Origin of the sequence: Leyella stercorea DSM 18206 (assembly GCF_000235885.1) — a bacterium.
Lineage (GTDB): Bacteria > Bacteroidota > Bacteroidia > Bacteroidales > Bacteroidaceae > Prevotella > Prevotella stercorea.
In genome coordinates this window covers 1-25179 of record NZ_JH379399.1, presented here as the reverse complement: position 1 = coordinate 25179, position 25179 = coordinate 1, and the positions used below count along the sequence as shown (strand labels likewise).

Annotated in this window: 26 protein-coding genes and 1 pseudogene; 7 read left to right on the top strand and 20 right to left on the bottom strand. The window is 45.7% G+C overall.

The annotated features are described in order from the left end of the window. The first annotated feature begins 122 nt into the window (after positions 1-122). Complete coding sequence (gene lpxB, locus HMPREF0673_RS04225; RefSeq protein WP_007898476.1) at positions 123-1259, top strand: lipid-A-disaccharide synthase; 1137 nt, start codon at positions 123-125, stop codon at positions 1257-1259. A 16-nt stretch (positions 1260-1275) separates the two neighbouring features. Here lpxB and HMPREF0673_RS04220 read toward each other — a convergent pair whose 3' ends face one another. Both HMPREF0673_RS04220 and HMPREF0673_RS04215 read right to left on the bottom strand, forming a co-directional pair. After that, on the bottom strand, positions 1276-2229 hold the full coding sequence (locus tag HMPREF0673_RS04220) for an alpha/beta hydrolase (protein ID WP_007898475.1): 954 nt from the start codon (positions 2227-2229) through the stop codon (positions 1276-1278). Positions 2230-2250: 21 nt separating this feature from the next. Beyond that, the gene (locus HMPREF0673_RS04215) at positions 2251-2907 is read right to left on the bottom strand and encodes a GDSL-type esterase/lipase family protein (RefSeq protein WP_007898474.1); all 657 of its coding nucleotides are present in this window, start codon (positions 2905-2907) and stop codon (positions 2251-2253) included. 305 nt (positions 2908-3212) lie between these two features. On the opposite strand from HMPREF0673_RS04215, the gene HMPREF0673_RS04210 reads away from it, so the two are divergent. Continuing rightward, on the top strand, positions 3213-4139 hold the full coding sequence (locus HMPREF0673_RS04210) for a magnesium transporter CorA family protein (protein WP_040596381.1): 927 nt from the start codon (positions 3213-3215) through the stop codon (positions 4137-4139). Positions 4140-4282: 143 nt separating this feature from the next. After that, positions 4283-6100 carry a DUF349 domain-containing protein gene (locus tag HMPREF0673_RS04205; protein WP_007898472.1) on the top strand — a complete coding sequence of 606 codons (1818 nt, stop codon included), beginning with the start codon at positions 4283-4285 and terminating at the stop codon, positions 6098-6100. A gap of 190 nt (positions 6101-6290) precedes the next feature. On the opposite strand, the gene HMPREF0673_RS04200 is transcribed toward HMPREF0673_RS04205, so the two are convergent. The 10 genes and pseudogenes from HMPREF0673_RS04200 to HMPREF0673_RS04160 form a co-directional block, all read right to left on the bottom strand. After that, entirely contained in the window at positions 6291-7532 is a 1242-nt protein-coding gene (locus HMPREF0673_RS04200; RefSeq protein WP_007898471.1) for a dicarboxylate/amino acid:cation symporter, read from the bottom strand. Between the two features lie 29 nt (positions 7533-7561). Further along, complete coding sequence (locus HMPREF0673_RS04195) at positions 7562-8017, bottom strand: nucleoside deaminase (RefSeq protein ID WP_007898470.1); 456 nt, start codon at positions 8015-8017, stop codon at positions 7562-7564. 387 nt (positions 8018-8404) lie between these two features. Beyond that, entirely contained in the window at positions 8405-8797 is a 393-nt protein-coding gene (locus HMPREF0673_RS04190; protein WP_157591628.1) for a hypothetical protein, read from the bottom strand. Further along, positions 8778-9182: a hypothetical protein gene (locus HMPREF0673_RS04185; RefSeq protein WP_007898466.1), complete on the bottom strand. Its 405-nt coding sequence runs from the start codon at positions 9180-9182 to the stop codon at positions 8778-8780. The genes HMPREF0673_RS04190 and HMPREF0673_RS04185 overlap by 20 nt, the downstream gene beginning before the upstream one ends. A gap of 4 nt (positions 9183-9186) precedes the next feature. Next, positions 9187-10596 (bottom strand): caspase family protein, encoded by a 1410-nt coding sequence (locus HMPREF0673_RS04180; RefSeq protein ID WP_083825692.1) that lies wholly within the window; start codon positions 10594-10596, stop codon positions 9187-9189. 45 nt (positions 10597-10641) lie between these two features. Continuing rightward, positions 10642-10782, bottom strand: a pseudogene (locus HMPREF0673_RS15040) (leucine-rich repeat protein); the annotation flags it as partial. A gap of 17 nt (positions 10783-10799) precedes the next feature. Further along, a complete protein-coding gene (locus HMPREF0673_RS04175) occupies positions 10800-11675 on the bottom strand; it encodes a leucine-rich repeat protein (protein ID WP_007898464.1) in 876 nt (291 codons plus the stop codon). Positions 11676-11678: 3 nt separating this feature from the next. After that, the gene (locus tag HMPREF0673_RS04170; RefSeq protein WP_245544225.1) at positions 11679-12449 is read right to left on the bottom strand and encodes a DUF4384 domain-containing protein; all 771 of its coding nucleotides are present in this window, start codon (positions 12447-12449) and stop codon (positions 11679-11681) included. Between the two features lie 92 nt (positions 12450-12541). Then, the gene (locus HMPREF0673_RS04165) at positions 12542-13213 is read right to left on the bottom strand and encodes a hypothetical protein (RefSeq protein ID WP_007898462.1); all 672 of its coding nucleotides are present in this window, start codon (positions 13211-13213) and stop codon (positions 12542-12544) included. Positions 13214-13230: 17 nt separating this feature from the next. Then, a complete protein-coding gene (locus HMPREF0673_RS04160; RefSeq protein ID WP_172633638.1) occupies positions 13231-13917 on the bottom strand; it encodes a UpxY family transcription antiterminator in 687 nt (228 codons plus the stop codon). Positions 13918-14611: 694 nt separating this feature from the next. Between HMPREF0673_RS04160 and HMPREF0673_RS04155 the strand changes: the two genes are divergently transcribed. The 4 genes from HMPREF0673_RS04155 (at position 14612) to HMPREF0673_RS04140 (ending at position 17583) form a co-directional block, all read left to right on the top strand. After that, complete coding sequence (locus tag HMPREF0673_RS04155; protein ID WP_007898458.1) at positions 14612-14989, top strand: YraN family protein; 378 nt, start codon at positions 14612-14614, stop codon at positions 14987-14989. A gap of 16 nt (positions 14990-15005) precedes the next feature. Next, positions 15006-15737: a biotin--[acetyl-CoA-carboxylase] ligase gene (locus HMPREF0673_RS04150; protein WP_007898455.1), complete on the top strand. Its 732-nt coding sequence runs from the start codon at positions 15006-15008 to the stop codon at positions 15735-15737. A 124-nt stretch (positions 15738-15861) separates the two neighbouring features. After that, positions 15862-16572, top strand: coding sequence for a UMP kinase (gene pyrH, locus HMPREF0673_RS04145; RefSeq protein ID WP_007898454.1), 711 nt, complete (start codon positions 15862-15864; stop codon positions 16570-16572). A gap of 12 nt (positions 16573-16584) precedes the next feature. Beyond that, positions 16585-17583, top strand: coding sequence for an endonuclease (locus HMPREF0673_RS04140; protein WP_007898453.1), 999 nt, complete (start codon positions 16585-16587; stop codon positions 17581-17583). A 365-nt stretch (positions 17584-17948) separates the two neighbouring features. On the opposite strand, the gene HMPREF0673_RS04135 is transcribed toward HMPREF0673_RS04140, so the two are convergent. The 8 genes from HMPREF0673_RS04135 to HMPREF0673_RS14125 all read right to left on the bottom strand — a co-directional run bounded on the left by HMPREF0673_RS04135 (position 17949) and on the right by HMPREF0673_RS14125 (position 24367). Further along, positions 17949-19238 (bottom strand): ATP-binding protein, encoded by a 1290-nt coding sequence (locus HMPREF0673_RS04135; protein ID WP_007898452.1) that lies wholly within the window; start codon positions 19236-19238, stop codon positions 17949-17951. Positions 19239-19570: 332 nt separating this feature from the next. Next, positions 19571-20380 (bottom strand): twin-arginine translocase subunit TatC, encoded by an 810-nt coding sequence (tatC, locus tag HMPREF0673_RS04130; protein ID WP_007898449.1) that lies wholly within the window; start codon positions 20378-20380, stop codon positions 19571-19573. Further along, positions 20367-20555: a Sec-independent protein translocase subunit TatA/TatB gene (locus HMPREF0673_RS04125; protein WP_216589873.1), complete on the bottom strand. Its 189-nt coding sequence runs from the start codon at positions 20553-20555 to the stop codon at positions 20367-20369. The genes tatC and HMPREF0673_RS04125 overlap by 14 nt, the downstream gene beginning before the upstream one ends. 19 nt (positions 20556-20574) lie before the next feature. Then, positions 20575-20874 (bottom strand): CXXX repeat peptide modification system protein, encoded by a 300-nt coding sequence (locus HMPREF0673_RS04120; RefSeq protein WP_007898446.1) that lies wholly within the window; start codon positions 20872-20874, stop codon positions 20575-20577. Positions 20875-21162: 288 nt separating this feature from the next. Continuing rightward, complete coding sequence (locus HMPREF0673_RS14130; RefSeq protein ID WP_157591627.1) at positions 21163-21789, bottom strand: hypothetical protein; 627 nt, start codon at positions 21787-21789, stop codon at positions 21163-21165. A 17-nt stretch (positions 21790-21806) separates the two neighbouring features. Continuing rightward, positions 21807-22769, bottom strand: a complete 963-nt coding sequence (locus HMPREF0673_RS04115; protein WP_007898441.1) for a CXXX repeat peptide maturase — start codon at positions 22767-22769, stop codon at positions 21807-21809. 7 nt (positions 22770-22776) lie between these two features. Next, positions 22777-24018, bottom strand: coding sequence for a radical SAM peptide maturase, CXXX-repeat target family (locus tag HMPREF0673_RS04110; RefSeq protein WP_157591626.1), 1242 nt, complete (start codon positions 24016-24018; stop codon positions 22777-22779). A gap of 88 nt (positions 24019-24106) precedes the next feature. Next, the gene (locus HMPREF0673_RS14125) at positions 24107-24367 is read right to left on the bottom strand and encodes a hypothetical protein (RefSeq protein WP_157591625.1); all 261 of its coding nucleotides are present in this window, start codon (positions 24365-24367) and stop codon (positions 24107-24109) included. Positions 24368-25179: the final 812 nt, after the last annotated feature.

Sequence of the window (25179 nt, the reverse complement as noted above, 5' to 3'; positions counted from 1 at the left end):
TTAGTTAGCAAAGGCTTAGAAAGGCTTAAAGAGGCTTAGTTCGGCTTAAACACACCCTTAAAGAGGCTTAGTTCGGCTTAAACGCCACCTGCCCTCGGCTTAAACACCACCTAAAAAAAATCATGAAATACTACTTAATAGTTGGCGAGGCATCGGGCGACCTCCACGCCTCGCATCTTATGAAAGCTCTGCTCAAGGAAGACCCCACAGCGGAGTTCCGCTTCTTCGGCGGCGACCTGATGTCGGCTGTCGGAGGCACACGTGTGCGCCACTACCGCGATTTGGCGTATATGGGCATCATCGCCGTACTGCTCCACTTGCGCACAATTCTGCGCAACATGGCGTTCTGCAAGCGCGACATCGTGGAGTGGCAGCCCGACGTAGTGATACTTGTTGACTATCCGGGCTTCAACCTGAAGATTGCGAAGTTCGTGCACAACAACACGCACATTCCCGTTTATTATTACATCTCACCGAAGATATGGGCATGGAAGGAGTATCGCATCAAGGAGATTAAGCGCAACGTCGACGAGCTTTTCTCTATTTTGCCGTTCGAGGTGCCGTTCTTCGAACAGAAGCACCACTACCCCATCCATTACGTAGGCAACCCTACTGCTGAGGAGGTAAGACAGTTCCAGACTACATACAACGTAGACGATGCCACTTTCCGCCGTCAGCATGGGCTCGATGCGCGTCCTATCATAGCGTTGCTCGCCGGCAGTAGAAAGCAGGAGATAGCGGGCACACTGCCACAGATGATTGCTGCTGCGCAGCGTTTCGCCGACTACCAGCTTGTGCTTGCTGCGGCACCAGGCATCGAACCCGAGTTCTACGACGCACACATCAGCGGAAGCAACGTGCGCGTGGTGCGCGGTGAGACCTACGCTCTGCTTTCTCATGCCCACACGGCACTCGTCACGAGTGGCACGGCTACACTCGAGACGGCACTCTTCCGCGTTCCGCAGGTGGTGTGCTACAACACCGCGCTGCCCAAACTGGTGGGACTGCTGCGTCCGTTGGTGCTGAAGGTGAAATACGTGTCGCTTGTCAACCTCATCGCCGACCGCGAGGTGGTGCCCGAATTAGTGGCTAACACGTTCTCTGAAGCTAACGTAGCCGAGCAACTCACACGCCTGCTTCCCAACGGCGAGCCACGCCAGCAGATGCTTGCCGGCTACGAGGAGGTATGGCAGAAGATTGGTGCAGACAGTCCGTCGGAGCGCACAGCGAAGGAAATAGTTTTAAAAGTAAAAAGGTAAAAAAGTAAAAAGACTCTTACATATACTTCTTTACGAACTCCAGCACTCTGTGCGTGTACTCCTCTTTGTAGTCGCCATACGCATCGGCGTGCTTGCTGCCGTGCGCTATCCAGAGTGCCTTGGGTTGCGGTTTCGCCTCGTAGAGCGGATACACCATCCAGGTGGGCACGAACGTATCGTTGTCGCCGTGTATGAAGAGCATCGGCTTCTGGCACTTCGCAACCTGCTTCAGTGGCGATGCCTCATTGAAGTTCCAGCCGTACTTAACCTGCACAAGCCACGAGGCAGTGTACATCAGTGGGAAGTCGGGCAGCGAGAAGCGGGCAGATATTTCGTTCGAGAACTCGTCCCACACGCTCGTATATCCACAGTCCTCCACGAAACACTTCACATACTGCGGTGTCTGTTCGCCACTGACGCACATCGTCGTAGCGGCACCCATCGAGATGCCGTGCACCACAAGGCGCATCGAGTCGGCTTCGGTGCGGAACAGTTCGGGTGCCAGGTTTATCCAGTGCAGCACGTCGAGGCGATCCTTCCACCCCATCTGTATTGCGTCGCCGTCGCTCTGTCCGTGCGCATAGAGGTCGGGCAGCAGCACGTTAGCCCCAAGCTCACGATTGTAGATGCGTGCGATGGGCAACATACGTGTGGCGTTGTCACAATAGCCATGCACAAGCACGGCGGTGCGCCCCTTCGCACGTGGCGAACGAACAAACAAAGCATGGGCACGCTTACCCGTTGTGGGCATCACAACGAACGTATCGCGCAGTGCGCCCACGGCTTGCAAGCTGTCTACCCACGACTTCAGTTCGGGGAAACGCTTCTCTATCTGTGCCAAATCGGAGTTGCGCTCGCGTTCAGCACTCACAAGGGCATAGTCGACAAGGTAGAACGAAGCTGCGGTGACGATGCCTAACAACAGTACAAGACTCGCACCGAGGCTTATCAATAGTTTTTTATGTTTCATACTGTTAAGAGTCTATAAATACTACTTCAGATACGGTTTCAGCACCTCAACCCACTTCAGGTATCCCTTGCCGAGCAGGTGCAGGCCGTCGTTGGTGTACTCAGGGTTCATCACGTCGGTAGAAGGCGTTACGAGCGACTTGTACACGTCGATGTATGTAACGCCGTGGCGTGCGGCAACAGCCTTTATCTTTGCGTTGAGCGCAGGAATATTCTTCTTACGGTCCATATGACCAGAAAACTTGTTGAACTTCGGATTCACGGGGAACACGCTCTGCACGTAAAGCTTCGTCGCAGGCGACTCGCGCTTCACGCGCTCCACAATTTTCTCCACGTTCTTCACAATCTCGTCCATACTCTTGCCGCGCGCAAAGTCGTTGGTACCGATGAGCAGGAATATCTTCGCCGGCTTGCCCTTTGTCACAGTGCTCAGACGGTCGAGTACGCCTTGGGTTGTATCGCCACTGATACCGCGGTTCTTGGCGTGCGGATTGCCTAACAGTTCCGCCCACTCGCCACCGTTGGTGATGCTGTTGCCGAGGAAGATGATGTCGCTCTTGCTGGTAGGCAGCGCCTCAAACAGAGTGGCACGCTGATAATAGAATGTGGAGTGTTTCTGCTCCTGAGCCTGCATCGTGCACGCACAGAACAGACTCAACATAACGATTAGCTTCTTCATAGCTGTACTTTTATTGTTACGCTACACTCAAGCCGGTGCAGCAATCGAATTGAAACGTTTATCTAACTCTAACGACAAAAGTACGAATAAAAATCGAAAGCGCCTATGTTTTTTGCATCCTTTTGTGCAAAAAACACAGCTACGAGGAAGACTTATTCGACAAAAATACGTAACTTTGCAGGCGTTAAATCAAAGTGTAACTAATTTATGGACGACTATCACGCGGAAAACCCGAATTTGTAATGCAGGAGGACGCTCTCACAATGCGGTCTCCCAAGCATCGTTTAACCCAAGGAGACAGCTTTATGAGAACATACTGGAACACCAATTCTACCCTCAAACAAATCGAAGAGTGGCAGCCAAACTGCTGGATACAAGTTACATGTCCAACAGAAGAAGACCAGCAATTGCTGGAAGACGAGTTTAACATACCCGATTATTTCCTTTCCGACATCAGCGATACCGACGAACGTGCCCGCTACGAGTACGACGACGGTTGGATGCTCATCATCCTTCGTATCCCATACGTCAAGGAGATACGCTCACGTACGCCGTACACCACCGTGCCGCTCGGCATCATCCACAAACGCGACGTGACCATCACCGTGTGCTACTACGAGACGAACATGATGATCGACTTCGTGTCCTACCACCAGAAGCGCGGCGAGGGATTTACCGACTATGTTGACATGACATTCCGCCTCTTCCTCTCTTCTGCCGTGTGGTATCTAAAACGCCTGAAGCAGATTAACACGCTCATCGAGAAAGCGAAGCACAACCTCGACCACAACGTGAACAACGAGTCGCTCATAGCACTCTCGCGTCTGCAGGACTCACTCACCTACTTCGTCACATCTATCCGTGGCAACGAGACCCTGCTCGCCAAACTGAAGTTCAAGCTGCAGGTGGACGAACTGGATGCCGACCTCATCGAGGACGTAAACATCGAGATGTCGCAGGCTCGTGAGACGACGAACATCTACTCCGACATCCTCGAATCGACGATGGACACCTACTCATCCATCATCAACAACAACATGAACACCGTGATGCGTACACTCACCTCCGTGTCAATCATCATGATGTTGCCCACACTCATCTCCTCATTCTTCGGAATGAACCTCATCAACGGCATGGAAGAATACCCGTTCGGCTTCATCGTGGCGATACTTATCTCGGTGATAATATCAGCCCTTTCGTGGATTATACTGCGACATAAGCGACTGCTTTAAAGCAAAATGCAAAAATAAATTGCGTTTTTTGTCGCTATTCAAAATATTTTATTTAAGTTTGCAGTCTATAATAAATAATGTGAGGATGTGGCTTCGCGCCACATTCGTGTGAATTACCCTTATCATAAACTTAAAACAGTTAAATGATGGACTCTCAAGAAAACGCCCTGTTGCAAGGTGCACAAGAAGAGCAGAACGTAGAGCAGACTGCCGTAGAGCAGACCGCTGCAGCCGACGTTCAGCAAGTAGAGAACACAAAAGTCTACAAAACTAAACAAGAAGTCGTTGACCGCCTGAAGGAAATCGTCGCAAGCGACGAAGCTCCAGTTAAGGAGGAAATCGACCTTTTAAAGACAGTATTCTACAAACTCCACATCGCAGAGCGTGAAGCACGCCTGAAGGAATACATCAACGGCGGTGGAAACCCTGAAGCTTATCAGGTTTTGCCCGACGAAACCGAGGAAACTTTCAAGGCGCAAATGGCTGTAATCCGCGAGAAACGTGCGCAGATTATGCAGCAGCAGGAGGCTGAAAAGCAAGCCAACCTGGAGAAGAAACTCGAAATAATTGAGAAAATCAAAGCCATGGCTACATCGCCCGACGAGGCAGGCAAGTCGTTCGGTGAGTTCAAGGAGCTGCAGCAGCAGTGGAAGGACATCAAGAACGTGCCGGCTGACAAGGCTAACGAGCTTTGGCGCAACTACCAGTTATATGTTGAGCAGTTCTACGACCTGCTCAAGCTCAACTCTGAGGCTCGCGAGTACGACTTCAAGAAGAACCTCGAGCTAAAGACAAAGCTCTGCGAGGCAGCAGAGAAGCTCGCCGACGAGGAAGACGTAATCAGCGCTTTCCACCAGCTTCAGGAGCTCCACCAGCAGTACCGCGAGATCGGACCGGTGGCTAAGGAGCTGCGCGAGGAGGTTTGGGCACGCTTCAAGGCTGCATCTACCGTAATCAATAAGCGCCACCAGCAGCACTTCGAGGATCTCCGCGCTAAGGAGGAGGAGAACCTCGCACGCAAGACCGCCCTCTGCGAGAAGGTAGAGGAACTCTGCAAGACCGACAACAAGGGCGCTGCCGACTGGGAGAAGCACTCTAAGGAGATTATCGACATACAGAACGAGTGGAAGACCATCGGCTTCGCTCCGCAGAAGATGAACGTGAAGATATTCGAACGCTTCCGCGCTGCTTGCGACGACTTCTTCGGACGCAAGGCTGAATACTTCAAGACCCTCAAGGCTACCTTCTCAGAGAACATCGAGAAAAAGAAGGCACTCGTGGAGAAGGCGCAGGCACTCGCCGACAGCACCGACTGGAAGGCGACAAGCGACAAGCTCATCGCGCTGCAGAAGGAGTGGAAGACCATTGGCATGGTTCCGAAGAAGCTCGGCGACCAGCTCTGGCAGGACTTCCTCGGCGCATGCAACAAGTTCTTCGAGGCTCGCAACGCAGCCGGCGCAGGTCAGCGCAACGAGGAGCACGCCAACCTCGAGAAGAAGCAGGGCATCATCGAGCAGCTGAAAGCACTCGCTGAGAACGCTGCCGAAGCTACACGCGAGAAGGTGCAGGCACTCACTGAGGAGTACAACAAGGTGGGACACGTGCCGTACAAGGAGAAGGATAAGCTCTACGAGGCTTATCACGAAGTGCTCGACCGCATCTACAAGGAGCTGAACATCTCTACAAAGCGCCGCCGTCTGAACGACTTCAAGGCTAACATCAAGAACGTGGCAAAGCGTGGCGAAGAGGCTCTCGACAACGAGCGTGGACGTCTGGTTCGCCGCTTCGACCAGCTCAAGCAGGAGATACAGACCTACGAGAACAACCTCGGTTTCCTCAACGCAAGCTCCAAGAAGGGCAACAGCCTCATCGACGAGATGAACCGCAAGGTGCAGCACCTGCGCGACGACCTCGAACTGGTTCGCCAGAAGATAAAGGCTATTGACGCAGAAAACAAGTAAACGCAAGTTAACAATGCCCAAAGAGGCTTAGTAAGGCTTAGAAAGGCTTAGTTCGGCTTAAACGCGCTGCCCTAAAAAGGCTTAGTTCGGCTTAAAAGCAGCCTAAGAAGGCTTAAAACAAAAAAGATGGAGTCAACAATCGTTGGCTCCATCTTTTTGGTTTATCAGCATCAGCGGAAAACACCGCCCATCATTTCTTCATATCCTTATCCACCATCGCTGCGACGCACGAGTCCGACCACACATTCTCGGCGGTCTCAATCATATCGAGCACCGTGAAGACGGGCAGTATAACACCCATTATCGCAACAGGCGCACCCACGCCCGACATCAGCGAGAGCGTGAGGAAGAAGCAGCCCATCGGCACTCCGGCGTTGCCGATGGCAGCCACCACGGAGATGAACAGCCAAAGCAGCATCACGGGCAGCGACAGCTCCACGCCACCGTTCTGCATCACGAAGAGCGACGTCACGAAGATGAACGCAGCGCAACCGTTCATGTTGATGGTTGTGCAGATGGGCAGCACGAAGCGTGCCACCTTGCTGTCCACGCCGAGACGCTCCTCCGAGGTCTGTATCGTCACGGGCAGCGTAGCAGCCGAACTCTTTGTGAACAGCGCCATGAGCACAGCCGGCATCATACGGCGCATAACGTGCACGGGGTTGAGTCCGCGAGCCACGAGGAACAGTGGCAGCACCACGAAGAACTGCAGCATATTACCACCCAATATCACGGCTACATACTTGCCTATCGATGCTACGACCGTGCCTGCCGACACCTCTGCCGACAACTGCGCAGCGAACGCCACGATGCCCACGGGGAGCACAGCGATGAGCCAGCGTATGAGTCGCGACACTACCTCCTGCAGCGCACTCAGTCCGCGCATAAGCAGCACCTTGTTCTCCCCCTCGGGCATCTTCGCCAACGCCAAGCCCACAGCCACGGCGATGAGCAGCACCGACAGCACATTGCCCTCGATAAACGGGCGCAGGAAGTTGTCGGGCACGATGCCAATCATATAGTCGAAGTACGACCCATTGGTCACCTCCTGCGGTACGCCGTCACCCAAACGACTACTCTTCACCATCTCCATCGGCAAGTTGTCGGGCGAGATGATGATATAGAGCACCATGCCCACAGCAGCTGCAGCGATGGTGGTGAGCAGCGTGTAGCTGATGGTATGGCGGAAGATGCGACGTGTCTCGCGCTGCATACCGAACGTTGCGAGTGTTGTTGTCACGGCGAGTGCTATGGTCGGCACAGCTATAAACTGGAAGAGACGTGTGAAGACAGTAGCCACGAAGTTAGCCGCCGTGTTCACCCACTCCACGCCGAGCAGTCCGAGGCACGAGCCCACAACCAATGCGCCAAGCCACAGCCAGAAGTTCTGCCTTCCGCCACAACAGGTGTGTTGTGTTTCTGATTTGTTCATATCGTTATTGTTGTTTATTTATTTATAAATCAGCCACGTTTCGACCTGAAGAACTCGGTCATAAGCGTTCGGCACTCCTCCTCCAGAACGCCACTCACCACCTCGCACTTCGGGTGCAGAGCCTTTGGAGCGAAGGCGCGGAAACCGCGCTTCTCGTCTGCAGCACCATACACCACGCGCCGCACCTGCGCCCAGCCCAATGCCCCGGCGCACATGATGCAAGGCTCTACGGTGACGTAGAGCGTGCAGTCGGTGAGATACTTTCCGCCGAGCTGGTTAGCAGCCGACGTTATCGCCTGCATCTCGGCGTGCGCCGTCACGTCGCCAAGTGTCTCCGTGAGGTTATGCGCACGCGCAATGATACGGTCGCCAGCCACGACAACCGCGCCCACGGGTATCTCCCCCTCGTCGCGTGCCGCCTCCGCCTCCACCAGAGCACGACGCATAAACTGCTCGTCCTTCTTCTGCTGTTCTGTATTCTCCATGTCGTTTTATGTCTTCAAGTGGATACTTAATAAGTACATCGTAGATACTAAGTCACTAAAAAAGTAAATACAAAGATAATGCAAAAGAAAGACAACACAAAATAAGTGGTACTTATTTTTTTATAATATAAGTACCACTACCGCATACCACCTACTTACTTTCAACAATTTTAACGATTCTAACGCTTACTTCATACAACAGGTATAAAGGAATCGTTATCAACACAAGTGTCATCAAATCAGGAGGTGTTATAATTGCAGCAACAATCATAATAACGATTACAGAGAGCGCACCTGCAACTACCCTATAATACGAAATAACATTCGACAAAGCACTTCTAAATGTCCGCCGAATGTCATTAAGTCAGGAGTATTTTCCTTAGTCATTTAAACATATAAGTTACAATAATGAATGCCAAATACAACAACCATTAATCCTATTAGCAGCAGTTTTATTAATAAAATATATGAAGTCTTGTCACTTATATAATTCCAAGCAGAGGCTGCTTTTTTAGGTTCTAATTTCCCAAATCGAACATACTTGTGTAAAACTCGAGCGATGTGTTGCATTATAAAGCGATACACCATTTCGATAGACAAGTATAGAATACAAAGGAAAATAACGATATAAAATTGCTTCTTTTCTAAATTCGTTTCTGTTGTAAACATTGCTGCCCATGAAGACCCAAACAAGGCATAGACGATTCTTTCTGCATGTTTATTGAATAGCCTTGAATTTTCTGCTATATACGAAGCTAAGTTATTTTGTAAACTTTCCATTTTCATTTTTGGGAATAACGGCGGCAACCGCTTTATTCTTGCCTATTGTATATTTATCAAACTTGTGTAATAATGGAGAATCTTTTGAATTATCCGGTATTGATACTATGTCAAAAAAACTTTTCTTTTTACCTTCTGGAGTTTTCGTAACTCTTATCTCTAATGGTTTACTATTTGGTACTGTTCCTGGATAAATCTGAAGAGGTAGATTATTTAAGAAATCCCTTAATTTACAGTTTATGATATTACACCAACATACGTTATTATTATCTATAAAATCTTCTAATTTTCCTATGCCTTCCATCGCTTTATCATAGTCTTTATACAATAAAGCAGTTTTTATTTCCTCTTTTATGATTCGGAGTTTATTTAAATCATTCTTCATAAAATTATCTTGTCAACTTATAGTTCATCCATTCATCCTTTACGGAATCAGAGAAAATTATTGCGGGAGTTTGTGGTTTCCGATTTATCACGATAGACTGGCGTCTTACATTTGTAGTGATATACTCAGACAATTCTCCTAAAGAGCATTTTCCTTTTGTCTCATTCAGTTTTTTCAAAAGGAAATAGGTAAATAAACCATGGGCTTTCTCATTATACGGATAAGCGGTTTCTTCCCCTGATGATGCTGTGAGAACAATAAGTTTGCCCATAGGTTTTTGTTCTTTGGCTTTAATTGCAACACCACGAGCCGAAGCCAACATACCATTACCTCTCTGTGCTCCACTAAAGCAAGCATCCATAAATACGATTACAGACTTAGCATTAAGTTCGCCCAATTCTTTGTAAAGCCTTGCCAGAGGGAAGCACACCTCTGTTGATTTGCCGTCAGCGTCGGTAGGAAGCAGATATGCTGTTTGGTCTTTCTCGTTAGGTATACCATGTCCAGCATAATAGAAGATGACATTCATGTCGCCGTTATAAGCATTGGCAATCTCTTTAATGTCATTGAGAGCCGAGAGCATAGAACCAAATGTAGCATCCTTATATTTACGAATGTTTTGCATGGGTATGCCAAGTGTCTTTTGGCAATATTGCGCAAATATGTTCATGTCGTTATTGGCAAACGCAACCTTTGGCACAAGGTTGTAGTTCTCGTTGCCTATTGCAATGACAAAAGTGTTCGACTGTAATGATGCAGTTTGCGGAATGTTCTTGTCGATAGTATTGTCTACAGCTTTCTTAGGAGACGCATTCTGAGCGACCGAAGTTTTTCCGTCAAGATCAACATTCAGAGTCGGCACGTCATAGCTTAAATAATCCAGATTGTCATTCGCAGCCCTCTCAGTGCTCTTCCACGACTTGTTGCCTAAACTGAATATGCAAGATGTCACAGCGATATTGTCATCTATAATACCATAGGTCGGCTGCATTGCTACTTTGCTCCAATTAGATTTGAACTGCATTGCTTCTTCTAACGGTATCTTTGCGTAGATGGTGTTTGCACCTTCTATGCTAACAGGATAAGCTCCATAGTCGGCATCGTATGTACCTAATGTTCCTTTTGTTGTTTTAGGTTTGTGCAGAGCTATATATTCAGTCTTTGCCTGATTTACAATCTCATCAACTTTATTTTTCTGATTTTCAGCAGTAACTCGTTGTTTCCATTGTTCAGTGGTTTCATATTCTTTCTTTTTTTGCCATTGTGGTATTTCTTTAGCTATTTTGCCTAATGCCATATAGCTAAATGTTGTTTGTATCTTTTCGAATTTCTCATCAAAGGGAGTTCCCATAAAAGGAGATTCAGGATTGTCGCTTTTATAGCCGTACATACCATACTTAATATTTGAATTCAAACCTTTTACGTTTTTTATGCCCGTACCCCAAAAGGCACAAAAGCCAATATAGGTAACAGAAGTAGGAATATCTATATGAGCTAAACCTTTACAACCATGAAAGGCATCATTACCTATTGACTTTAGTTTTTGGGGAAAATGTATATTTGATAATTTAGGATTTCCTCTAAAAGCATTGTCCCCAATTATTTCAACATTGTCATTTAAGTAAACTTTTTCAAGTTGACTATTTGATGAAGAGCAACAAAAGCACTATTCCCAATTTCTCTTATATGTTTTGTTAAATACACTTCTTTCAAATTAGGAAAATTCTCAAGAACTTTAAAGTCAATTTTTTCAATGTTTCTGATTTGCAAATCTATGACTTTTTCAAATAGAGCAGAACAACTATACTTGTCTTCAAGTGATTTTATTATAGTATTGCCATCTATAGACAAATGAAGCGAAAAATCATAATAACCAAATATTTCATTACAGTAATCAGAACCCACAGGTTTCAATTTTTCTATACCTTGTGGAAGTATTAAGGTATGGAGTCGTCTGATTGAGCCCAGCCATTTTATATCAAAATAAGAGAACTGTGTATCTCTAAAATCCAATGCTCCTATATTACTATATGCAAAAGCGTCTAAATAAAAATCTTTAAGACGCTTAGGAAATCGTATATAATTTATCGTGCAACTACAAAAAGCATAGTTCGAAATATACTCCATTTCTTCTGGTAAATATATATTCCGAAAAGAATTAAAATAGAACGCTCCCGCTCTAATATTTTTTACAGTTTGAGGAATGATAATATCTTTCGTCTCAGCACCCCAGTATTGATTCTTGTAAGATCCCCAACCATTCCCTTTTTTCTCTGGTTTTTTATTTGCAACTTCCACAACAGTATACTGCTTGTTTTGTATAGAAACAGTAGAAGGTATTCTTAGCACCGTATCATTGACTTCGGCTCCAATAACGGCAACTTCTTTATCATTAAGAATTCTATAATGAAAACCTCCTACATTAATATCCTTTGCATACGCTATTGCGCATAGGAATAAAGCTGTGATAAAAGTCAGGTATAATCTTTTCATTGTTTATTTGTTAATTGTTATTGCTGTCATTTTATAGGTTATGTTTCTATCTTTATTCTGATTGTGTATGAGCCATTTCTGAAACTCCTCATAAGACAGTTCTCTTGGTAGCCCTTCATCATTCTTATTGTCTACAGCCTTCGTAAATATGTTTGTAGAAAAGATAGTATATATAATGTTCGTTTCTTGTTTACGAGAGCAAGTCATTGTATATTCATCAATGTATGGCTTCAACTTGGGAGAAACCTCTTGTGCTGAGAATAACACATACTTTTTATTTGCTTCTACGTGGAAACAGCCAGTCTTCATGTTTTGGTATGGCAATAAGCAGTAGGCTTGCTGGTCAGCGTCTATAAGATATACGACAAGATAACCATCCACGGGCGACTGGAAAGACATGAAGAGGTCGTCGCCGCTTTTAAACGAGTTGCTTTCAAACTTGTCATCAGTGCCATTGCGCAAAACCAAAGCCTTGAAGTCAACGGATGCAGAAACAATTTCTCTTATTCGTCCTTTTGCCGCAACACGCACTACAAGCATGTTTTTTTCGTAGGATATGTTGAATTGTGGCTTGCCTATCGTCTCTATCCATTCTCCTCTAACCTCACTTCCTCCAACAGAAAGAAAATCTACATCCGATTCACCATTACTATTTTTAACCAATGTAGAATTCGATTGTGATATGGTTGTGCCAAACTCATCTGCAATCAATTGGATTTTCAGACGCTCCAACGCTATTTGCTTGGCTTTTTCCAAATCAACATTCTCAGGCACAAAGTATGTGTATTCTCCATCTACTGTTTTAGTCTGTTGAGAAAAACAACAGATGGAGAATGTGATGCACATCAAGCAGCACAGGAGCCTCTTTACCATCCTAATATCTCATCAAGTTTCTTATGTATTTCTTCCCCTTTTTCATTCAGCTCCTCTTGTATAGCTCGCTTTGCTGCCGCCTTTGCCATAGCACCATTATATGCTATGCGAACAAGCACTTCTTTATTCTTGTTCGTCTTTATGCGATAGCATTCCATGACAGTTATGGTACGACCGATGTTTTGAGAGATGAGATTCTTGGCTCCCATAATACTTTGAGTCAATGAAGAAGCGTCTTCATTTGCAAGTTGTTGATTGGCTACTGAGTTCTTAATCAATGCAGTTACTTCTGTTTGTATCTGACCTGCAAGATTCTGCTTAGCTAATTCCAAGGCCTGCATTTTTGCTGCATCATAATTCTCGCCAATACTCATCGCTTCGCCCATAAGATACTTAGGGTACATGTCATCATCATATTCCATCTGCATCATGTAAGACTTGTCCAATTGTTTCTCTAAAGGTAAGGCACCTGGTGCCGTTATCCAGCCTTCTTTTGTTAGTTTCTTGGCATCTTTTCTTGCAGCTTTAGATGCTTTTTCGTTTAACTCACTCTTGGACGCTTTACGCATCTCTTGACGTTCTTTACGAACATCTTTTGTTGTCTGCGCTGTTATGTTTGCACTAAGGCAAAGAATAGCAAACGTACATACGAACATTTTTTTCATTGTAGGAATCTTTTAATTTATAATTGATTTTGTACTGTTTCTAAAAATCCATTTGGAATATAAGCTGTTGCGACTAAGCATAACCCTGATATTTCCACAACGACACGTTGCTGTCCTGCTATACGAGCCACACGACCTGTTACTCCCTTAAATTCTCCACCAATCACCTTTACTATGTCACCACTTTTATAGTGGCATTGTTCCGCGGACACTATCCGTACATGCTCACTGTCTGTACTTGTAGCTTTGATAAAGTTCGTCATTGATGTAAATGGAATGGTGAGAGGGGGATGTTTGCCATTGTCCTCCAATGGTTTTGTCTTATCAAGATAAAATTTCAAAACAGATGTTTCTTCTCCCTTTTTCTTGATAATGGAGTTTACAGTCTCCCTTGTAGCATATACAAAAAAGAGATTGGGAAGAAGAGGCTGTAATATTCGCTTCTTCTTCCCAATCTCTTTCTTAATAACATAATGCATAGGCATATATGACTGAACGGCAGAGGTTGATATGATGCCATGTGCTTTCTGTGTTCTGTTATATGTAACTCGCAACACGAACCATTCGTGATCTGCCTTTTGCACATAGTCCGAGGACACCCCTGTTTGTGAGCGTTGAGCTTCGGGGAGGACGTTGGAGGTAAGTCCAACGTGAGGAGATTTGCTTCGACCTTTGGGAGTATGCGCATTAAGCAATGCGTTCATATCGTTTTTTATGTCTGACGTTAAGTCCGCAATTATTGACACAAAAAAGCGTGGAATCGTCCTGTTGTCCATTCCACGAACTGAGGCTCTTGCATTGCCTATCTAAGTCGAACAGACAACGTCAGAGCCCACGCCGATATGAAAACCAGTACCGTTAAGAGACCTATATAATACATTTGATTGCATCCGAAATGGTGCAATCCATGCTTACAAGGTCTCCACGGGAATTGATAAATCACACCCGGGACATCTACCGTTGACCATATTCAAGACTTAGATACTGAGAGGTTGCAAGATTCCAGTTCGTCTCAAACACAGCGTAAGATAAACGCCTTCTATATGTCTTGACTCTCTTCCCACCCATAGCCCGCTTATTACCGAGAAAGTTGTTTGGACTTCTCAGTTTTCAGCTCGGCGTTGGCTGCCTGCGTATCGATATTGAGCGAACCCAATTTGACACACAGACTTGAGAGCCACTGCAAATTTAATGATATTTTATCATAACAAGCAAGGTTTATACGAAAAATCTGTCAATACCATCCAATTTTAACATTCAAACAACTGCTATTGCCATGTTTGGAAGTAGAAAGTGGCTTTACTCCGTAACGTGGTAGAGGTCGAATTAAACAAAAACAAGCCTACTTGCTTTGTCGTCTCTCCAAATAGCAGTACCTTTGCCTGCAAAACGAACAACATGGCAAAGCATAACGACACGGGAAAATGGGGCGAGGAGATGGCTGCCGACTATCTGCGCAACTCGGGATACGAGATTATTGAGCGCGACTGGCGCGATGGTCACCGCGACATCGATATCATCGCGCGGTCGCCCGACCTGCGCACCATCGTATTCGTGGAGGTGAAGACGCGATCGAACGATGTCATAACAAAGCCGGAGGAGGCGATCGACCGAAAGAAGATACGCAACATCGGCATGGCTGCCGACTCGTATGTAAAGATGCTGAACGTGCTTGACGAACTGCGCTTCGACGTGATTTCCGTAATCGGCGGCACGAAGGAGACGGCGCAAGTGGAGCACATCGTCGATGCGTTCAACCCGTGCTTGGCATTTTGAATTCAAAACTCTGAAAATGAAGATACTAAAACTCACGGAGACCACGTCGACGAACGATGTGCTCCTCGCCCACCCCATTCCACCGCCTAAGGAGATGGTGGTGGCGGTGGCTGAATATCAGACGGCAGGACGTGGGCAAGCCGGCAACTCGTGGGAGAGCGAGCGCGGCAAGAACCTGCTGTTCTCCATACTGGCAAACGCACAGAGCATCGGCGTGGCTGACCAATATGTGCTGTCGATGGCTGGCGCACTGGCTCTGAAGGCGGCACTCGACCGCTACACCGACCACATCACGCTGAAGTGGTCCAATGACATCTACTGGCGCGACCGCAAGATTAGCGGTACACTCATCGAGACCACCGTGAAGGGCAAGACCCTGGAGCGTTGTGTCTACGGCATCGGACTGAACGTGAACCAACACGAATTTCGCAGCAATGCGCCCAATCCCGTGTCGCTATATAATATAATAGGTAGGGAGACACCACTCAACGAGGTGCTTGATGCCGTGCTTCTTAGCTTCAACGAATACTACCGGCGCGCCGAAGAGGGCGACATCAGCGGCATCATCCACGAATACAACGCTGCACTGTTCCGTCGCGAGGGGCTGCACGCCTACGAAGACTGCACCACGCATGAGCACTTCGAGGCACGCATAAGCCGCGTTGCGCCCAACGGATGCCTGCATCTCACCGACGCAAATGGGCAAGAACGCACGTATTGGATGAAGGAAGTGAGGTTTATCCTATAATGGTTTGGCTACATCACGAAAAAGCAGTACATTTGCATCACAAGGGGGTGCACACAAGGGGGTGCACCAACCAAGCAGAGAGAACACCCCAACAATAACAAATAAAACAAACAAAACATACAACATGGCAAAATTCAAGAGAATTCTCCTCAAGCTCAGTGGCGAGAGCCTCATGGGCAAGCAGAGCTTCGGTATCGACCCCGTTCGTCTGGGCGAATACGCAGAGCAGATCAAGGAAGTACACGAAATGGGCGTGCAGATTGGCATCGTCATCGGTGGCGGCAACATCTTCCGCGGACTCAGCGGCGCATCGAAAGGCTTCGACCGCGTGAAGGGCGACCAGATGGGCATGTGCGCTACCGTCATCAACTCGCTCGCACTCAGCTCGGTGCTCGGCGCATTAGGCGTGAAGACTAAGGTGCTCACAGCTATCCGCATGGAGCCTATCGGCGAGTTCTACTCTAAGTGGAAGGCTATCGAGGCAATGGAGGCAGGATATGTCTGCATCTTCTCTGCCGGCACCGGCTCGCCCTACTTCACCACCGACACCGGCTCGTCGCTCCGCGGCATCGAGATTGAGGCAGACGTGATGCTCAAGGGCACACGCGTCGACGGCATCTACACAGCCGATCCCGAGAAGGACCCGACAGCTACGAAGTTCACCGACATCACTTACGACGAAATCTACACACGCGGTCTGAAGGTGATGGACCTCACCGCCACCACAATGTGCAAGGAGAACAACCTGCCTATCTACGTGTTCAACATGGACATCGTGGGCAACCTGAAGAAGGTGATGCAGGGCGAGGAAATCGGCACACTGGTACACAACTAAAAAAACAGGAAGATGAATATTTCTTTACGCAAATCATTATTCACTATCGCCATCTTCTCGTTCGTCGGTGCCTTCGCACAAGGCCCCAACAACAGTGGCACCTACTACAGCGCTGCCGACGGCAAGAAGGGAAAGGCTCTGAAGACAGCATTATCAAAGATTATCGGCAACCCAGACGTTGTTTCATATAACGGACTTATTTCGGCTTATCAGAAGACCGACCGCCGCGATGACGGCAAAGTCTGGGATATGTATTCTTGCACGACCAACTATAACTTCAACGATAATGGTGGCAACTATCAGAAAGAAGGCGATATATATAACCGCGAACACTCGTTCCCGAAAAGTTGGTTTAACAAGAAATCGCCAATGGTCAGCGACATTGTTCACGTAGTGCCAACCGACGGAAAGGTAAATGGTATGCGCGGCAACAATCCGTTCGGTGAGACCAAGGGCGAGACATACAAATCAAACAAGGGTTTCAGCAAACTCGGTAAGTCAACAACTCCCGGCTACACGGGCACCGTATTCGAGCCGAACGACATCTACAAGGGCGACTTCGCGCGCATCTATCTCTACATGGCTACATGCTACGAGAGCAAGATAAGCGGTTGGTCGAGCCCGATGCTCGCCGGCAACTCCTATCCTGCTTACAAGGAGTGGGCGCTCAACCTGCTGCTGAAGTGGGCAGAGCAGGACCCCGTGAGCGAGAAGGAGATTAACCGCAACACGGCTGCCTACGGCGTGCAGAAGAACCGCAACCCGTTCGTCGACTATCCTGGTCTGGAGCGTTACATCTGGGGCGACATGCAGAACGTGCCGTTCAGCTACGACAACTACCAGAACCCAACGTCGATCATCACCGTCAACGCGCCCACCACTCCGCGCCCGGTACGCATCTACACCATCAGCGGCACACTCGTGCGCACCACCAACGATGCCGACCACGCCCTCGACGGACTCAACAAGGGCATTTACATCGTAAACGGAAAGAAGTACGTTGTGCAGTAATGGGTAAAAGTAAAAAGGTAAAAAAGTAAAAAAGTAAAACGCTCTGCTTTTAAAAGTAAAAAGATAGGAGGAGGGTGTGTCAAAACTAAAATATTTGGCAAATTGAATAGCAAACGGTTCTAATCGTAGGAGGCTACGGCATTCCTGCCGTAGCCATTAGTAACTGAAATACAACTGTTTGCAATGACTACGGCAAGAATGCCGTAGTCTCCTACAGTTAGCCATTCATCACAATTCTATAGTTTTGACACACCCTCCACGCACCCTAAGCATAGCATTTTAAGTAAGAAAAGTAAAAGCGGCAGCCGGAAACGAAACGTTTCCAGCTGCCGCTTTTTCGTATGCCTTCGCAGATTGCCTACGCCTTAAAACGCCCACCTTACAGCCCACAGTGGCACATTCGTCAGCCAATCCTGCTCACGATAGTCGGACATAGAGAAGCGCACGCCGTGCAGACCTGCATTGTCTGTGACGAACTGGCGCAACGACTTAGCCCTGAGATTTTCCTCAGCCTTCACTTCTATCGGGATTACATGCGCTTCGTGCTGAACAACGAAGTCAATCTCCAATGTCGAATTGTCATTACTGTAATAATAGACGAAGGTGCGCGACAACGACTTTAACTGTTGCAGGACATAGTTCTCTGTGAAAGCGCCTTTGTACTCTTCAAACACATTGTCGCCGATGAGTATCTGCTCGGGAGGTGTTTCTGACAAAGCACCAAGCAGTCCGCAGTCGAGCAGAAAGAGTTTGAACGAAGCCATGTCTTCATAGAACTTCAACGGCACAACCGGTTTGCTTATGCGATGCACCTTATGCACCAAACCCGAATCAACAAGCCACTGTATTGCTATCTCAAAATCGTTGGCACGTGCGCCCTTGCGCAACGCCCCGTAGATAAACTTCTTGTTGTCGCGAGCCAACTGCGACGGTATAGAGTTCCACACCATGTTTATGCGCTGCACCTGCTGCTTGGGCACGTGTTTCGACATATCGTTGCGATAGGCATCTATTATCTTAGAATGGATGGAACGCACCTCCCATATATCTCCACGCTCTACGTATGTCTTCACAGCCTCAGGCATTCCACCTACGAAATAATACTGACGCAACAGTTCGGTCAGCATACCTCGCAATGGTGTCAGAGTCGCCCAACTGTTATTGCGCAGCAATTCTACGAGCTGCTCCTTGCCCATAGCCAACAGAAATTCCTCAAAATCCATTGGATACATGTATAACATATCCACCTTGCCAACGGGAAACGATGTGCCCTCGTGCAGGGTTATGCCAAGAAGCGAACCAGCTACAGCCACATGATATTCGGGTGCTTTCTCACAAAAATACTTCAACGAGGCAAGTCCACGCTCCACTTCCTGTATCTCGTCAAGAATAAGAAGTGTGGTTGAGGGCTTTATTGATATGCCGGAGATTGCACTCAGACTGCGTATGATGCGATCTACATCATAGTCGACGAACATATTCTGCATATCGTTGTTGTCGTCGCAGTTGATATAGACTACTTCCGAGTATTCGCGTGCTCCGAATTCTTTCAATATATAGGTCTTTCCTACCTGACGTGCGCCTTGTAATATCAGCGGTTTCCGGGTTGGCGAGTCTTTCCATTTTTTCAAACTCGAATATATGCTACGCTCCATAATTACTTAATTTACTAATTTACTGACACTTACAATGCAAAGATACACTTTTCTAGGCGAACTTACAAGCATTCACTACACTTTTCTCGGCGAACTTTCACACAAACACCACACTTTTCTTGGCGAACTTACAAGCATTCACCACACTTTTCTTGGGGAACTTATTGATTAAATAGCATCAACTAACAATAAAAACAAGTATGAATTAGAGCTATTTGCTTTATAATTAAGACAAAAAACATTCAACTAAAGGCGTTGAGTTTGTTAGATTATAACAAAAGCGGCTGACGGAAACAACACATTTCCTGCAGCCGCTTTTTTCGTACAATAGATTACTGCTTATCTGAAAGAGCACTTGTAGTATTCACCTTACCCACAATCACAATACTAATTTCGTACAACCCATACATCGGCAGCGTTACAAGACAACATGTAAATATATCTGGAGGGGTTATAAAAGCAGCGACTACTGCTATCAGAATGAAAGCATGACGACGATAGTGCTTCATAAAACCAGCCTCAAGCATATTCATCTTGGCAAGAAAAAACGATAGGACAGGTATTTGAAAAACGAGCCCCATAAGTAGCGTTAATGTAGTAAACGTAGATATATATGACGAGAGATTTATCTGATTCATGACATCAGGCATCACTTGATAAGTACCCAAGAAACGTAATGCAAATGGAAATAGCACATAATAACTCATCAGTACGCCGAGTATAAAAAGCACATATATCGCTACAGACACACCAACAGAATAATGCCGTTCGCTCTCATATAATGCAGGAGCTACAAAACGATAAAGTTCCACAACGACATAGGGTGAAGCAAAAAGTAAAGCAAGATACACTGATGTTGAAACGTGTGTCATAAACTGACTCGACAATTCGGTGTTTATCAGCTGCACATGGAACGGGGCAAAACGAAATTCCACGCCAAATTCCTGTGCAATATTCTCAATCCAACGATAGGTCATAAAATCATTGTCACACGGAGCAAGCAACAAACGGAATGTGGTATCTTTTGCACAGAATATCACAATGGCAAACACTAATGCTACACCAATAATACGGAAGAGCATCTTGCGCAAAACCTCAAGATGCCCCCCGAATGTCATAAGTCCGTTGTCATTGTTTGTCATCAGCCGATGTTTTTTCGTCTTCCTCAGAATCCTCCGCCTTGCTTCCCTCTTTCATGCCATCCTTGAAACTGCGAACGCCCTGTCCAAGACCACGCATCATTTCCGGCAACTTTTTGCCACCGAACAAAAGGAGTACCAAAGCTCCGATAAGCAGAAGTTCCGACGTTCCTATCATCATAGGCAATATCATCACACTAAGCACCGCATCCATCGCATTGTCCTCCTACAAGATATATGTCACATGTATTGAAGTTTATCTCCCAGCTGCTGTCGTCGCAACCTTCCCACTGGTATTTCTGTTCCATACGCTCCCACCATTGATGAAAACGTGTGCCTGTCTCACCCAAATCCTTCACGAGTTTTTCATATAGCTCAATGTTGTCAGCTGTAACAATACGTGCAAGCTCATTCAATCCGTTGCGACGTTCAAAGAGCTGCTGTATCTCGTCGCGTTCTTCAGGCAAAACCTGTCCTACTATTCTTTTTGTTGCCATAATATTCTAATATTTAATGAGTTCCTTTTCCTTTACAACTAGGACATTTGCCCGAACCTTTGCAATGAGGACATTTACCTGTATTTCTACAATAAGAGCAATACAAATCAGTGCCACCATAACATACCATACAGAGTTTTGTTCCCACACATTCGGTACACAACCCGAGTCCATTACATTCAAAGCATATTTCCCCAGTATCTTCCTCACAAGAACAAAATGCTAAAGAAAGAATTGCTACAAAAAGCAAAACTATTTTTTTTCTCATAATATAAAAGTATTTACCAATTAATAATTAAGAACTCCTGACCCATGGCACAAATCACAAGTTACATGATAATGACCAGCACTAACTTTTATTCCACCACATTCACTACAAATTTTCTCTTTACCTGCAGCATATTGCAACTTTATCTTTCTACCTGTTCCATGGCACAGATTACAAGTTCTGCTTTTGGGAGTTGTTGAATTGGAGTAGTTATTTCCCGTAGACGGTGTGGATGGCACATAATAATAACCTCCACTGTCACCATAAGAATTGTTTGTTTGTGGCTGTTGTAATTTATACTTACTATAAGCATAATCATAAGATTGTTTCAAAGCATCGCCCCAACCATAATTGAAATACAATTTTTTCAAATTTCCATCGTAAGTTCGATTTATTATGTTGCTTGCCTCTTTATAGTATGACATTGCATCTGCATATTTTGCGTTATTGATACAATTGTCACCAGAATTAACATATGCAATATAGTTTCGCATATCCTGAGACTGAAGATTGGGATTTTTCAAAATAGCTCCCAATGCCACACTTTCTCCCAATTTACCGAACAGGCTTTCCAAACTTTGGGATTGCACATTGTATGGAACGCAACTTAATGCACTCCATAACATTAAATAAAATAACTTTTTCATTCTATAAATCCTTATTATTACCACTCACGCCTTATTGTAAACGGATCCAAATAATCGATTTCTTTTATCTCTTGGTCAAAACCAAACCCTTTAGTCTTCAAGCGTTTCAACAATTTCATTGCTTGATTTCTCTCCAAATGAGCCACAACACATTGTTCATGACTCGGAGTATTCACTTCGAGCGTAGTCAAGCGATTGATCCATACACAACGCCGACACTGCCATGCATCACAATTACGACAAACCGGTGCATGGTCAAGACGATATAGCTGCTGATTCTTTATGTCAAGACCATGTTCAAGGTCACCCACAGCGTAACCTCCTGCAGACTGATAGAAAGCTGGACACACATAGAAGCGACCATCGGGAGCAAGCGTTATTGTCGTTTCGCCGGCACCGCAGTTGTTCATTTGGTCAAGCAGCAGCCGGTCGGTAAGCAGATTCAATTGCGGCGACCTACCTGAGACATAAAGCCGTTCCACCTTTTCAGAAAGTCTGCCAAGCAATGATTTGTACGATTCAAAATCGTCTTCGGTAAATGTCTGAACATCTGTAATGACAACATTCAAACGTGCAACCTTACCAAGAATCGTCCCCAATGCGTCGCAGCCTGCAAATAGACACGCCTTATCAGTACGTACAACGTATGTTGTATCGCTTCTTACCTGGCTGTCAACGGCTTCCTCCAATGTATTGAACACAACAATATCCGACCCACAAAGGGTTGTGCTGCCTATTTTATTACTTACACCAAAAGGCTTTATATCCGTATGGTCAATGGAATCTATCACCTCCAAATACTCTTTGGGGAGCGTATACTCCGGATATACGAACTGAATATTCAGATTCTCCTTCATCGCATAACGTATGCCATCCTTCAAGGTCTGCAACGGCATCGGTCTTTGGACGGTCTTGCTATTGGCGTAATGACAGAACGAAGTGGATGTGTCATCCAACAAAATCACAATGTACTTTATCATATCGGCTTTAACATTTAGGTGCGTTCGACTTAGGTTTGTTGTTTTCAAAGGCTTCACGCTCACCCTCCTTTTCGAGTTTGCGATAGAGCTTGTTCCAATAGTAGTTGTTGGCACGCACCCGGGCCTTGTGCATCTTGCATATAGCCGTGCTGCGCTGATAGATGGTTGGCGTATCGGCAGCGTCATAGTTTTCGCCCTGACACCATGCGCATCCACTCGCCACCTCACAGTCTATACACTCTTGTGTTGACTGTGTGCAACGGTCGAGCGTGAGAAACGGACGAAGCTTGTTCTTGTCTATTCCGTCGCGCACATTGCCTATAATCCAAGCCTTCTTAGAACGAAGGGAGTATTGGGCAAAGCGTGTGCAAGGGTAGAAATTGCCCTCGGCATCTACAGCAAGCATTCGGCCTGCGCCACACCAATTTTGATTATCCATTTGGCAATCCATAGGCTTTCCCATATGTTCTGTAAAAAACGAACAAGCATAATCTTGATAATAACCACTATCAATGATGGCATCAGCAAGATCCATGAGTTGATTTTCAAAGAGTTCATCATCGCCCTCTTTCCACACATCCTCAAACACACAGTTGATATTCACCTCGTGTATGCCGAGCGAGTAGAGGTGTAGCACACTCTCCTTGATGTAAGGAATGTCGGCACTACTTATCGTTACCTTTGTTCCTGCGCCAGGAAATTGTTCCAACCAAAGCGGAATATTCTTGACAACATCATCATACGAACCCTTTTCTTCACTTTGGTTTGGCACAACACCGCGTTCCATATCCTCTGTTTTCCAAATACGATTGAGATCATGTTTACGCTTTGTTCCGTCAATTGTTATTCCGATAGACAAATGAGTTATATTCTTTTTAATAAAACTCTGAATTTTCTCAGAATTGTAATTAATTCCATTAGTAGAGAAATTAAACCTATAATTATCAAACCACGGATGACACAATCTAAACATCTCTGTTTTAATATAATCACAGATTTTGTCTATTAGATCTATCTCAAGGAAAGGTTCACCTCCAATAAAATCCCAAACCACAGCTTCTTCATTGAAGAAGCTGTGGTTGTTAAGTATATAATCTATCGTTTTCTTGGCAACATCCCATGACATTCTTTCTTTTGCATTCTTACCAACAAGATAACAATATTTACAAGCTAATTGACAATCTTTGGTAACAATAAATGTAATGCTTTTATAAGAACGTTCCCAATCAGAGCTAACTTCTTTTATCATACTCATTTATGGAACTTTACACAATATTAATCAGGATCTATAGCATTACCATGAGAACATGATTTAGCACATGATGCGCTACAACCCTTTACACAACCTCCGGAACAAGCACTTTGACAAACCCTACAGGTCTTATCGTATTTACTTCCTGTTTTACAGCTGCCAGAGCAACCACTAGAGCAATCATTATCACAAGAGCCATAACAACCGGACGAACATGTTTTTCCACAACGGTAAGAACATCCACTTGCACATCCAGTACAAGAATTACTACCGGAACCACCGCCGGAACCACCACTGCTAGAGCCACCACTACCAGAACCACCATAATCGTAATCATCATCATCATCGTCATCTTTGCTACACGACATAAGCGAAGGACCCACAACAACCATTCCTAAAATAGGTAATACACCTTTAGCTGCTTTTTTGAAGAAATCTCTACGTGACTGGAGTTCTTCGTTCTTCTTTTTTTCCATAATGTTAGGATTTAAAGACGATCTATCCGACTCCCAAGAAAGACCAATTAATAATTCTGTTTAGTTTTACTGGTACATACAAAAAAGCGTGGAGTCAGTCCTCTGCCCGTTCCACGTGTTAAGGCCTTCGCATTGCCCTGTAAGTCGAAACGAGCAACGCTGAAAGCCCCACGCCGATGTAGATATATAATACGCCTTACTGCGTCATCAACCAAATGGTGACAACGACACTAAGTGCATGAATACAATACACCTCCTGGGGCGTTTCCGTTGCTTTGTTTTTGACTTACAGTTTGAAGTTGCGAAGTTCTAACACGTCAAAACCAAAGCGTCAGTAACGCCTTTTATGTATATATGCCTGCCCACCTTAAACCCCACAGGGCTTTCAGCACGGTGATTTTCACTCCGTTATGACAACTATAAAGTTGACTTTGGGTTAGACATTGCAAATGTAGTGCATTTTTTTTAAACCACAAAGAATATCTATAAAAAAGTTTTTATATCTAACAATAACCACCACACTTTTCTTGGGGAACTTGTTGATTAATTGAACTTTCGCAAGCTCAGAAGTTAATGGTATTAAAGAAGTTTATCACTCCCTTGGGTCGTTCAAAAAATTAACTGACAACAGCTTTTTTGCTTAAAAAATATTGCCACGCTACTAAAACAACATTGCCACGCT

What these genes read in the sequence shown, in the direction of transcription:
- lpxB (WP_007898476.1), top strand. Translation starts at nt 123, where the DNA reads ATGAAATACTACTTAATAGTTGGCGAGGCATCGGGCGACCTCCACGCC.
- HMPREF0673_RS04220 (WP_007898475.1), bottom strand. Translation starts at nt 2,229, where the DNA reads ATGAAACATAAAAAACTATTGATAAGCCTCGGTGCGAGTCTTGTACTG.
- HMPREF0673_RS04215 (WP_007898474.1), bottom strand. Translation starts at nt 2,907, where the DNA reads ATGAAGAAGCTAATCGTTATGTTGAGTCTGTTCTGTGCGTGCACGATG.
- HMPREF0673_RS04210 (WP_040596381.1), top strand. Translation starts at nt 3,213, where the DNA reads ATGAGAACATACTGGAACACCAATTCTACCCTCAAACAAATCGAAGAG.
- HMPREF0673_RS04205 (WP_007898472.1), top strand. Translation starts at nt 4,283, where the DNA reads ATGATGGACTCTCAAGAAAACGCCCTGTTGCAAGGTGCACAAGAAGAG.
- HMPREF0673_RS04200 (WP_007898471.1), bottom strand. Translation starts at nt 7,532, where the DNA reads ATGAACAAATCAGAAACACAACACACCTGTTGTGGCGGAAGGCAGAAC.
- HMPREF0673_RS04195 (WP_007898470.1), bottom strand. Translation starts at nt 8,017, where the DNA reads ATGGAGAATACAGAACAGCAGAAGAAGGACGAGCAGTTTATGCGTCGT.
- HMPREF0673_RS04190 (WP_157591628.1), bottom strand. Translation starts at nt 8,797, where the DNA reads ATGGAAAGTTTACAAAATAACTTAGCTTCGTATATAGCAGAAAATTCA.
- HMPREF0673_RS04185 (WP_007898466.1), bottom strand. Translation starts at nt 9,182, where the DNA reads ATGAAGAATGATTTAAATAAACTCCGAATCATAAAAGAGGAAATAAAA.
- HMPREF0673_RS04175 (WP_007898464.1), bottom strand. Translation starts at nt 11,675, where the DNA reads ATGAAAAGATTATACCTGACTTTTATCACAGCTTTATTCCTATGCGCA.
- HMPREF0673_RS04165 (WP_007898462.1), bottom strand. Translation starts at nt 13,213, where the DNA reads ATGAAAAAAATGTTCGTATGTACGTTTGCTATTCTTTGCCTTAGTGCA.
- HMPREF0673_RS04160 (WP_172633638.1), bottom strand. Translation starts at nt 13,917, where the DNA reads ATGAACGCATTGCTTAATGCGCATACTCCCAAAGGTCGAAGCAAATCT.
- HMPREF0673_RS04155 (WP_007898458.1), top strand. Translation starts at nt 14,612, where the DNA reads ATGGCAAAGCATAACGACACGGGAAAATGGGGCGAGGAGATGGCTGCC.
- HMPREF0673_RS04150 (WP_007898455.1), top strand. Translation starts at nt 15,006, where the DNA reads ATGAAGATACTAAAACTCACGGAGACCACGTCGACGAACGATGTGCTC.
- pyrH (WP_007898454.1), top strand. Translation starts at nt 15,862, where the DNA reads ATGGCAAAATTCAAGAGAATTCTCCTCAAGCTCAGTGGCGAGAGCCTC.
- HMPREF0673_RS04140 (WP_007898453.1), top strand. Translation starts at nt 16,585, where the DNA reads ATGAATATTTCTTTACGCAAATCATTATTCACTATCGCCATCTTCTCG.
- HMPREF0673_RS04135 (WP_007898452.1), bottom strand. Translation starts at nt 19,238, where the DNA reads ATGGAGCGTAGCATATATTCGAGTTTGAAAAAATGGAAAGACTCGCCA.
- tatC (WP_007898449.1), bottom strand. Translation starts at nt 20,380, where the DNA reads ATGACAAACAATGACAACGGACTTATGACATTCGGGGGGCATCTTGAG.
- HMPREF0673_RS04125 (WP_216589873.1), bottom strand. Translation starts at nt 20,555, where the DNA reads ATGATAGGAACGTCGGAACTTCTGCTTATCGGAGCTTTGGTACTCCTT.
- HMPREF0673_RS04120 (WP_007898446.1), bottom strand. Translation starts at nt 20,874, where the DNA reads ATGGCAACAAAAAGAATAGTAGGACAGGTTTTGCCTGAAGAACGCGAC.
- HMPREF0673_RS14130 (WP_157591627.1), bottom strand. Translation starts at nt 21,789, where the DNA reads ATGAAAAAGTTATTTTATTTAATGTTATGGAGTGCATTAAGTTGCGTT.
- HMPREF0673_RS04115 (WP_007898441.1), bottom strand. Translation starts at nt 22,769, where the DNA reads ATGATAAAGTACATTGTGATTTTGTTGGATGACACATCCACTTCGTTC.
- HMPREF0673_RS04110 (WP_157591626.1), bottom strand. Translation starts at nt 24,018, where the DNA reads ATGATAAAAGAAGTTAGCTCTGATTGGGAACGTTCTTATAAAAGCATT.
- HMPREF0673_RS14125 (WP_157591625.1), bottom strand. Translation starts at nt 24,367, where the DNA reads ATGATGATGATGATTACGATTATGGTGGTTCTGGTAGTGGTGGCTCTA.